The organism is Actinomyces oris (assembly GCF_001937445.1).
Classification (GTDB): domain Bacteria; phylum Actinomycetota; class Actinomycetes; order Actinomycetales; family Actinomycetaceae; genus Actinomyces; species Actinomyces acetigenes.
Genome location: NZ_MSKS01000033.1, coordinates 31,965 through 41,707, shown reverse-complemented (window position 1 = coordinate 41,707; position 9,743 = coordinate 31,965). Strand labels below are relative to the sequence as shown.

Sequence of the window (9,743 nt, the reverse complement as noted above, 5' to 3'; positions counted from 1 at the left end):
GACCTGACGGGCCTGGTGCACCACTCCGACCGTGGGGTGCAGTACCGGTCCATTCGCTATGGGCAGGCCCTGTCCGACTGCGAGGCAGTCGCCTCTGTAGGCTCTAAGGGGGATTCCTACGACAATGCTCTGGCCGAGGCGCTCAACTCGCTGTACAAGGCCGAGCTGATCCGCAACCAGGGCCCTTGGGAGGACATCGACGCCGTCGAGGTCGCCACCGCCGAGTGGGTCCACTGGTACGGGCACCACCCGGCCACACTCCGCCATCGGGATGCGAACCACCGCCGAGCACGAAGCCACCTGGGCACCCGACACCCACCGCCAGGAACAATCACAACCGGCAACCACCGGCACCAGATAAACCAGCCTCCACAAAACCCGGGGCTTGACACCGAGCCGGCCCAAGTCGGCCTACTCCACGAGGGTCGGGATCTACTGGCCAATGGTTGTGCGTACTGCACGAAGGCCCCACCTACCCGAAGTACCCCCAACCCTCCTCCAGTAGCACCCCACCCTCGTGCAGTACATCCAGACTACACCGGCAGCCACCACAGTCACCGGGCCGGCCCTCTCCGACAAGGCGAGCAACAACTCTCACGCCTCGGAAACCCGCCCCACCGGCGTCTTGAGAAGTCATGACATCCGAAAATCCCAGAAGACATGAGACAACACGGGGGCGGTGCGTCTCAGGCGAGAAAGGCCCGAAGCAGATCGAGCCCCACCAGGGCCACCGCGACCGCGATGGTCCCGGCGATCCCCACAGCCTGCCGCTTCCCCCGAGGAGCCCAGGCGTAGATCGCCGAGAGGATCCCTCCGACGAGAAGCCCACCGAGGTGCCCCTGCCAGGAGATGTTGGCCCCCAGGAAGGAGATAACGGCGTTGATCGCCACCAGCGCCACGATCCCCGAGGTGTCTCGCCCGAAGCGCCGCTGCACGATGAACATGGCGGAGAACAGGCCGAAGACCGCTCCCGAGGCACCCACTGTCAGCGTGAGCCAGGAGTCCGAGCCCGGCCAGGAGAGCCAGTAGATCATCGTCGAGCCGCCCAGGGCGCTGAGCAGGTACACGCTGGTGAAGCGCCATCGCCCGAGCACCGGCTCAAGAACGCCGCCCAGCACCCACAGGGCCCACATGTTGAAGCCGAGGTGCATGTAGTTCGCATGGAGGAAGGCGGTGGTCAGGAACCGCCAGGGCTCGTAGACGGCCAGTGCCGGCACGAAGCCCAGGCGGAGCTCCATCGACTGCGCGTTCACCTCGGGGACGAAGACCTGAAGCGCGTAGACGACGACGCACAGGCCGACGAGGATCTTGGTGACCAGGGCACCGGAGACCACGTTCCCGCCCAGCGGCGTGCGCGCCTGACGTCGACCGGCCTGAGCCTGACGAGCACAGTCCACACAGTGCACCCCCACGGAGCTGGGTACCTGGCAGGCGGGACAGGTGGGTCGGTCGCAGCGCTGGCAGCGCACGTAGGTCACCGTGTCCGGGTGGCGCGGGCACACCGGCGGTGCCTGTTGCGCGAATGAGTTCATCGAGGTCATCGGATACTCCTGTGCGGATGATCGGGGCTGGCGTGTTGGGACAGGTGGACCGGATACGATGACGCCGCCGGGACGCAGGTCCCAGCGGCGTCACAGAGGCGAATCACACCAGATTCCAGTGGTTCGGTAGCGGTGCGGTGGCAGGCTCCTCGTTGCCGAGCAGCCGCCTCGTCCCCTCCTGGGAACTACTCGGTGATGTCCACCGAGGTGATGATGACGTCCTGCACCGGGCGGTCGCGCGGGTCGGTCTCCACAGCGGAGATCGCGTCGACGACGGCGCGGGAGGCCTCGTCGGTGACAGCACCGAAGATCGTGTGCTTGCCCTGGAGCCACTCCGTGGGGGCGGTGGTGATGAAGAACTGCGAGCCGTTGGTGCCCTTGCCCAGGCGGCGGCCGGCGTTGGCCATGGCCAGGACGTAGGGGGCGGCGAAGGTCAGGGAGGCGTCGATCTCGTCGTCGAAGACGTAGCCGGGTCCTCCGGTGCCGTCACCGAGCGGGTCACCGCCCTGGATCATGAAACCCGGGATGACGCGGTGGAAGATGACGTTGTCATACAGCGGGGAGTGGGACTCCGTGCCGGTGCGTGGATCCGTCCACGCCTTCTGGCCGGTGGCCAGCCCCACGAAGTTGGAGACGGTCTCAGGAGCCTGCTCGGGGTAGAGCTCCAGGCGGATATCACCGAGGTTGGTGTGAAGAGTCGCTTCCATGAGTGCCATGGTGGCACGGTCCCGACTCCATCGGCATGAACCCCTAAGCGGCGTGCGGTGCTGTTCACCCCAGGCAAAACGTCTGGACATCGTGTGGGCCAGGCCGCGCAGGGGTGCGACCATTGGTGCACGTTGCACAACGACCGTCTGTATCCGTTTCCAACCTGGGAGGCAACCATGCCCTGCCTGATGAAGACATGCTGCGACAAGAAACTCGACACCGCTCATCTGCGCAAGGAGGCAGCATCCCTTGCCGGATCCGTCGTTGATCAGGCTGAGAAGGCTGCCCTGTGGGCTGCTCCGCACGTCAGCAAGGCCGCCGAGGGCGTGGCCCGCGCCGCCAAGGACGCACAGGAGCGTCTGGAGCCGGTGGTCCACGAGGCCCGTCACCGGGTTGTCGAGGACTACATCCCGCGTGCGCAGCGCGCCGCCGTGGCTGCCCAGGCTGCCGCGGGTACTGACGGTACTCTGACAGAGCGCGCCCAGCGCGTGGCTGTTGCCGCAAAGTCCGCCGCATTGGAGGTTCCCGTGAAGAAGCAGAAGAAGCACCGCGTGCTCAAGACCCTGGGTTGGCTCGCCGTCGCCGGCGCGGCCGCTGCCGGCGCCTACGTCGTGTGGCGTCGTAGCCAGCCGGTTGAGGACCCGTGGGCCGAGGAGTACTGGGCCGACTCCACCGAGGATGAGGCCGGCTACGGCATCAGCCCCGAGGACGCTCAGGCCTGACGGCCCCCTCTGAATTCACGACGGCGCCGCACTGGATATGACCCAGTGCGGCGTCGTCGTCATTCCAGTTGTCATTCCCTGCCGCTGGGCGCGACCGGCCTCCACCGGCCGGCCCCGGTGGCGGCGGCAACCGGTTCAGGCCCGATGACGGTGCACCCGGAAGCCGGGGCCGATGTCGCCGGCCGGGACCATCTCGGCCAGGGAGACGGGGTCGCTCAGTGACCTCGCCGCGACGAAACCGGTGATGGTGTCCACGCCGTAGTCGAGGAGTACCGGGTTGAGCGGCGTCGACGGCCCCACCAGGACGGTGTGCGCCTGGCGGGAGAGCTCGATGAGGCGCGGCGCGGTCTTGTTGACGAAGCTCGATGAGGAGATGAAGACGACGTCGCACTCGGGCAGGATGTACTCGCAGGCGCTGTCCGGCCAGTCACCGGGCTGAAGGTTGCGCTCAAGACAGATGTACTCACCGGCGCCGGCCAGGGCGGCCTCGGCGAAGGGGAAGTGCCCGATGACCGCGACCCTCTTGCCGGCGATCATCTCCTGGTAGGGGTCGAAGACCTGGCGCCAGGTCAGTCCCTCCCCGGTGGGCTCGAATCCGTTGGCTGCAGCCGTCTGCTCGCGCGAGTACCAGGAGTTGATGGCGGCCTGGCCGATGCTGGCCTCAGCCAGGTTCCAGGACTTGGCCAGGGCGCCGACGTCGCGCAGTGGCCGTCCGTCGAGCGGCCCGTCCCCGCTGAGGGCCGGGCGGCTGCGCACATCCATGGTCCAGGCCGTACCGACGCCGCCGGCGGAGTTGAGGACGCGGCTCCAGCGGGGTCCCTGGCCCGCCGTGCGCACGACGACGTCGTCAGGCAGTCCGTCAAGAAGCGCGTCGTAGATCTCCCATGGCTGTGACATGACTTCATCCTTCCGCGACCGAGTGGTAACTGAGCCTGGCCTATCCTAAGCAGTCCCGTCCGACGGCGCAGCCCTTCACCCCAGCGCCTCAACGACTCCTCACGGCATCACGTCAGTGCAGACAGAACCGAGCACCGCTGCCCACACGATGAACCTGCACCCATGATCGCCCCAGAAGAATACCGATACGTCACTTTCCAACCGAGGACATCATTCATTGATGACACTCAATCGTGATATTGATTGCTGTTGAGTTACAGGAATCTTACTGTGTCTCTCTGTGGAATTCCGTAATGCTACCGTGTCAAGGCCCATTCCCCTAAGACTGAGGTAGCGTTTCATGCTTCGCCGATTCTTCGTCCGCTCACGCCGGCGGGAACTGACGTCATCATGTCAACCCTCATGCCAGCCTTACCAGAGACTGAGGAGCGGCGCCGCGATCTCGGTGTTCGCGCTGATCGCTGCCACACTGGGCCCTGCAACGCTCCTGGTTCCCCCGGCCGAGGCCATTCACGGAAATCCTGCCGGAGGATCGGGAAAATATACTCAGGTGATCGACTGGATCGACTGGACCGAGATGACCAATACCTTGCCTGGAAAAGGCACGATGGTCCTTCCCGATGGAAGCACCGGCGTGGTCTGGTCGACTCCCTCACGGATCTCCGGTGATATGTGGCGCACCAGCCGCTGCACCATCTCCAATGTGCGTACCACTGCCGTAGGAAAGGATGAGCCGGGCCTGCCCACGGATCGGGGCCTGAGTGTCGGATACAAACCGGGTAACTGGCGGGGCGACGGCCTGTCTCACCTGTACAACGACGGCACCAACTACACCGCCGGGGTCGCCAAGAAGCCCCAGATGACCTCGTCGAACCTGCCTGTGGGTATCGCCAACCTGAGGGACTCCTCCACGCAGCAGTTCCAGGTCGAGTGCAGCGCCTACCTCGTCACCTCCGCCTCCCAGCCCGCGAAGAGCCAGCTGGAACGTCTCCCCAATAAGGTGGAAGTGCCCATGGAGGGCATGGTCTTCGCCGATGCTGAGGCCTCGAGCTGGCACATACCGAACGGCCAGAAGGAGTACATCTCCGTTTCCCCGATCCCCTACGTCGCCTCTGAAAGCGTCACCTACCGCCTGTTGGAGAGTGCTCGGACACAGGGGTGCATCACGAACTCCGTCGTGGGCAAGGTCTCCGTGTCCACACCTGTTGGCGATAGGCCCGGCCTGAAGTTCCGCCCGGACGACGCCGAGTGCAGTGCCAAAGTCCCCAACGGCTACGGTCCCTCCTCGGTCATGCTGCTGAGCAACATGCGCAGTGGCTATGTCGAGATCCACGGAGGCGGTCGGGGCGCCGTCGCCCTCGGCGTCGTCTCCTACATGGACTACGGCGACGCCCCGGAGAGCTACGGCGTCGCCGGCAGCGTGTTCCAGCCGGCCTGGAGCGGCGGGGAGCTGTCTGACAACGGAGAGCGCAACATCGCCCGCGGCAAGACACCGTATGAGGGCGACGCCGGAGACTGGTACAACCTCAGTGAGGCGGCGGACCGGAGGAACGTGGCCACCACGAACTCCGCCGTCGTGCGCCTGGGTGCCCTGACGGACAACGATGACAGCGTCGCTCACAGCGCTGACGCCTCGAGGGACGACACCACGGATATTGACGATGAGGACGCCCTGCCCGCCGGCTGGGACCGCGTCATCTGGACCGACATCGGCAAGAAGTGGAGCCAGGAGATCACCTGCTCGGGCAGTAACACCAAGATCGCCGGCTGGGTGGACTGGAACCGGGACGGCGTCTTCTCAGCCGGTGAGCGCTCCGCGGTGACCTCCTGCTCCAGCGCCGGTAAGGCCACCGTGACCTGGACCGTCCCCCAGGACGCCAAGCGGAGCACCATCAATGGCAACGGTGCCGCCACCTTCATGCGTCTGCGCATCACCGGCCGCCCGCCCAACGGTCAAGCAGCCGAGGACCCTCAGCCCACCGGCATCACGGTCAACGGTGAGGTCGAGGACCACCAGGTGCAGGTCCAGCTGCCCAACCTGACCATGGTCAAGCAGGTGGACAACACCGCGGCCGGTTCCCTGGGCCTGTCCGCCAAGGACTGGACGCTCACCGCCACTCCCAAGAGCGGTAAGACCGCCTCAGGCGCCGGCGGCTTCGACGCCGCTTACCTGCCCCAGGGCCAGACGGTGCTGTCGGAGTCCTCGTCGTCTCCCAAGTCCGCCGGGTACAAGGCCACCGTCTCCTGCGTGCCGCACCCGAACTCGGATATCAGGACTCCGTCATCGACGGTCAACTCCGCCTCCAAGACCCTGGATCTGGCCACCGGTGAGTGGATACAGTGCACGATGGTCAACACGGCTGTGCCCGGTCAGGTCATCTGGAGCAAGGTCGACGACGCCGGCAACCCCCTGGCGGGGACCGTCTTCACTCTGTCCTCGCCGGCGCTCAACGGCGGTCAGAAAGAGGTGACCGACTGCGTCGCCGCCGGCGGCAAGGCCACGTGCCCCAACGGCTCGGTGGACCAAGATCCTCGGGCCGGGTTCTTCAAGGTCTCCGGGCTCACCTGGGGCGAGTACTCCATCACCGAGACCCAGGCGCCGGCCGGCTACCACCTGTCCAGCACCACCGTGACCAAGACCCTGGACGGATCAGCGCCCGCCGCCAGCAGGGGCGACAACACCCCCACCCTCGACCTGGGGCAGGTCACCAACACCCGGATCAAGGGATCGGCCACCTGGACCAAGACCGATGAGCGCGGCAACCCCATCAAGGGCGCCCAGTGGTCGCTGATCCCCGTGGACTCCAACGGTCGGCCCCAGCCGGATCAGGCCCGCACCATCACCGACTGCGTGGGCACCTGCGCCCAGGGCGGCCTGGACACCGATGCGAACCCCGGCGCCTTCACGCTGGCGGAGCTGGGCTACGGCTCCTACCGGCTCGTCGAGACCAAGCCGCCGGTCGGCTACGTCCTGGACGCCACCCCCCGCACCATCACCATCTCCACCCAGGGGCAGGTCGTGGCGCTGGGTAACATCTCCAACCGCAAGTCGGCGGTTCCCGCCATCCCCTTCACCGGAGGGAGCGCAGCCGACACCTTCCTCATCGCCGGAGGGGCGGTGCTGGGGATCACGGTACCGACCATGATGATCCAGGCCTACCGACGCCGGCGGGCCGGTATGGACTGACGAAAGCCCCGCTAGGGAGCGATCCTCCCAACGGATGAGCACGGCTGATGGGCTGCAGATGCTTCGGCATCGGCAGCCCATCAGCCGTTTCCGCTCCCACCTTTGCTTTCAGTATCGATACTGATACTGTTCGGGCATGGCCTCTTCCGCACTGCTGCACCCGGTTCGTCTGCGCATCATCCAGACACTGCTCGCCGACGGCGACCTCACCCCTCATCAGCTACATGCGCACCTTGTCGACGTCCCCATCGCGACGCTCTACCGGCACGTCAACCACCTCGCCTCGCACGGGCTCATCGAGGTGGCTCAGGAGCGGCAGGTCCGGGGGACCAGTGAGAAGACCTATCGAGTCACCCCCGGAATGGCCAACCCGACCCCACAGGACCTCAGCTCCTTGAGCCGCGAGGAACTCATGACGGTGTTCACGGTCTTCACCACCGGACTCATCGGCGACTTCTCCGCGTACATCCGCGACGGCGATCGTCCTGATCTCACCGAGGACCGGGTGAACTTCACCCAGGCCAGCTTCTGGGCGACCCAGGCCGAGGTCGACACCTTCCTGGACACCGTGTCCCAGGCCCTGCAGAACCTGCTGGGGAATCAGCCCGGAAGCGACCGGCGTCGTCGGACGCTGACCACGGTCCTCATCCCACGGCCCGACGGCGAGCAGAGCAACTGACCACCACCCCCTTCCCATTCATCCCTCACCGAGAAAGCGAGCCGTCACCGTGAACACTCCTGGCCATCCGGCCATCTGGATCCCCGTCATCGTCCTGGTCACCATCGTGGTCGTGGCATGTCTGATCGATATCGTCAGACGCTCCCGCGTCAAGCACCTGCCCAAGGCGGTCTGGGCTCTCATCGTGGTACTCGTCGTCCCTCTCGGAGCGGTCGCCTACCTGGCCCTGGGACGGGACAGCAGAACAACGCTGAGCGACGGAGATCTGTGATGCCTCCCGGCACCGCTGTGCACGTCAGTCACCTGAGTCGGGTCTTCGCCAATGGAGCCGGGATCCATGACATCTGCCTGGAGGCCCTCGACCAGTCAGTCACGGCAGTCATCGGGCCCAATGGCGCCGGTAAGACCGTTCTGTTCAGCGTGATCGCCGGCCTGTGCCCAGCCGATGAGGGCGACGTCGAGGTCACCGACGGCCGGACGGTGGCCTACTGCCCGGATGTTCCTCAGTTCGAGTCATGGCTGACGGCCACCGAGATCGTGGAGACCTCCTTGGCCCTCTCAGGCACCTGCGGCGACATCAGTGTCCCCGAGGCACTGGATCAGTGCGGGCTGGCCCGGGTGGCCGAGCGGCGGGTCGCCGACTTCTCCCGAGGGATGCTGCAGCGCCTGGGGATCGCGGCAGCACTCGTTCTGGACCCGGGTCTGCTGATCCTGGACGAGCCCAACAGTGCCCTGGATCCCGTCGGCCGCGCCGACGTGCGCCGTCTCATCCAGGAGCAGAAGCAGCATCGGAGCATTCTCCTGTCCAGCCATCTGCTCAGCGAGGTCGAGCAGCTGGCCGATCATGTCGTCGTCATCAATGAGGGGCGCGTCATCTCCCAGGGCACGACGGCGGATCTCCTCACCTCGAATCGTCAACCCTCCTGGACCCTCAGGTTCCTGCACCCCTGTGATCCCAGCGAGCAGGCACGTCTGACGGCGAGGCTGAACGAGGTGTTCCCCAGCGGTTCCTTCACCACACCGACCACAACCACCTGTACGGTCCGGTTCCCGAGCCTCGAGATGGGCACAGCCCTGCTTCCCCAGGTCATGGAGCAGGTGGACCTCCCCATGCTCGAGGTGACTCTGACGGGCCGCGACCTCGACGCCTCCTTCGCCAGCCTCGTCACCAGACAGGAGTCCTGATGCCCACTTCACCTCGGTTGTCCTCGGCCCACTCCGCCAGAGCCCCCATCACGAGCTCTCTCGTCGTCGAGCTGCGCCGGCTCACACGCTCCGGGCTTGGTCTCGGGGTACTCGTGGCCTTCGCCTTCTTCGGGCTGTCCAGTCCGGCTCTGGCGATCTACATGCCTGAGATTCTCGGCGCCGCCGCGAGCAGCGACCAGCTCACGATCTCGGCCTCGCAGGCCACACCGGCCGATGCCGTGTCCCTGTTCAACCAGTCCGCCATGCAGCTGGGCCTCATTGTGACGGTCGCGGTGGCGATCACCTCGATCGGTTGGGACACGCGCCCGGGCTCCTCGATCTTCTACCGGACCCGGGTACGCCGGTTGAGCACCGTGCTGCTCCCGCGTCTGGCCGTCGACTGGCTCGTCGCATGGGCGACGTACTCGTGCGGCCTGCTCCTCACCGTCGTCGCGACTATCGGTGCGATCGGACGTCCACCTGCCGGAATGGTGGTCAGGACCTGGGTGGCCAGTGGCCTCTATATCGTCATGGCGATGAGCATCGGCCACCTGCTTGCGGCCGGCCTGCGTCGGACGACGACGGCCATTGCCCTGACCACACTCCTGGTCCTCGTGCTGCCGGTGATGAACCAGGTACCGGGAATGTCCCGCCGGCTTCCCACCGCGCTGCTCCTGCCGACGGGGCTGCATGTGATGCCAGTGATCGCGGCCCTGGTCGTCATCGCACTGTGCGCCGTCGGAAGCGTCCTCATCGCCAACCGGCAGACGCTCCGGCGAGACGCCTAGCGGCACTCGTGAGTCAGGACGATCTTGATAGGCCGC

The 9,743-nt window shown here is 66.1% G+C and carries 9 protein-coding genes and 1 pseudogene; 7 read left to right on the top strand and 3 right to left on the bottom strand.

Going from position 1 to position 9,743, the window contains the following annotated elements:
• Window positions 1-246, top strand: a pseudogene (locus tag BKH20_RS14735) (integrase core domain-containing protein); the annotation flags it as partial.
• Window positions 247-686: 440 nt separating this feature from the next.
• Here BKH20_RS14735 and BKH20_RS10130 read toward each other — a convergent pair.
• Both BKH20_RS10130 and BKH20_RS10125 read right to left on the bottom strand, forming a co-directional pair.
• The gene (locus BKH20_RS10130; RefSeq protein WP_075390959.1) at window positions 687-1,541 is read right to left on the bottom strand and encodes a rhomboid family intramembrane serine protease; all 855 of its coding nucleotides are present in this window, start codon (window positions 1,539-1,541) and stop codon (window positions 687-689) included.
• A 185-nt stretch (window positions 1,542-1,726) separates the two neighbouring features.
• Window positions 1,727-2,248, bottom strand: coding sequence for a peptidylprolyl isomerase (locus tag BKH20_RS10125; RefSeq protein WP_070658920.1), 522 nt, complete (start codon window positions 2,246-2,248; stop codon window positions 1,727-1,729).
• 177 nt (window positions 2,249-2,425) lie between these two features.
• Here BKH20_RS10125 and BKH20_RS10120 point away from each other — a divergent pair, with 177 nt between their 5' ends.
• On the top strand, window positions 2,426-2,971 hold the full coding sequence (locus BKH20_RS10120) for a hypothetical protein (RefSeq protein WP_070658909.1): 546 nt from the start codon (window positions 2,426-2,428) through the stop codon (window positions 2,969-2,971).
• Between the two features lie 135 nt (window positions 2,972-3,106).
• Here the strand turns inward: BKH20_RS10120 and BKH20_RS10115 are convergent, their stop codons facing one another.
• Window positions 3,107-3,868 carry a Rossmann-like domain-containing protein gene (locus tag BKH20_RS10115; protein ID WP_075390958.1) on the bottom strand — a complete coding sequence of 254 codons (762 nt, stop codon included), beginning with the start codon at window positions 3,866-3,868 and terminating at the stop codon, window positions 3,107-3,109.
• 550 nt (window positions 3,869-4,418) lie between these two features.
• On the opposite strand from BKH20_RS10115, the gene BKH20_RS10110 reads away from it, so the two are divergent.
• The 5 genes from BKH20_RS10110 to BKH20_RS10090 all read left to right on the top strand — a co-directional run bounded on the left by BKH20_RS10110 (window position 4,419) and on the right by BKH20_RS10090 (window position 9,707).
• The gene (locus tag BKH20_RS10110) at window positions 4,419-7,055 is read left to right on the top strand and encodes a CshA/CshB family fibrillar adhesin-related protein (protein WP_075390957.1); all 2,637 of its coding nucleotides are present in this window, start codon (window positions 4,419-4,421) and stop codon (window positions 7,053-7,055) included.
• Between the two features lie 136 nt (window positions 7,056-7,191).
• The gene (locus BKH20_RS10105; protein WP_075390956.1) at window positions 7,192-7,734 is read left to right on the top strand and encodes a helix-turn-helix domain-containing protein; all 543 of its coding nucleotides are present in this window, start codon (window positions 7,192-7,194) and stop codon (window positions 7,732-7,734) included.
• A gap of 49 nt (window positions 7,735-7,783) precedes the next feature.
• A complete protein-coding gene (locus tag BKH20_RS10100) occupies window positions 7,784-8,005 on the top strand; it encodes a PLD nuclease N-terminal domain-containing protein (RefSeq protein ID WP_075390955.1) in 222 nt (73 codons plus the stop codon).
• Entirely contained in the window at window positions 8,005-8,919 is a 915-nt protein-coding gene (locus tag BKH20_RS10095; RefSeq protein ID WP_075390954.1) for an ATP-binding cassette domain-containing protein, read from the top strand. Before BKH20_RS10100 ends, BKH20_RS10095 begins: the two co-directional genes overlap by 1 nt.
• On the top strand, window positions 8,919-9,707 hold the full coding sequence (locus tag BKH20_RS10090; protein ID WP_075390953.1) for an ABC transporter: 789 nt from the start codon (window positions 8,919-8,921) through the stop codon (window positions 9,705-9,707). The genes BKH20_RS10095 and BKH20_RS10090 overlap by 1 nt, the downstream gene beginning before the upstream one ends.
• Window positions 9,708-9,743 lie beyond the last annotated feature (36 nt).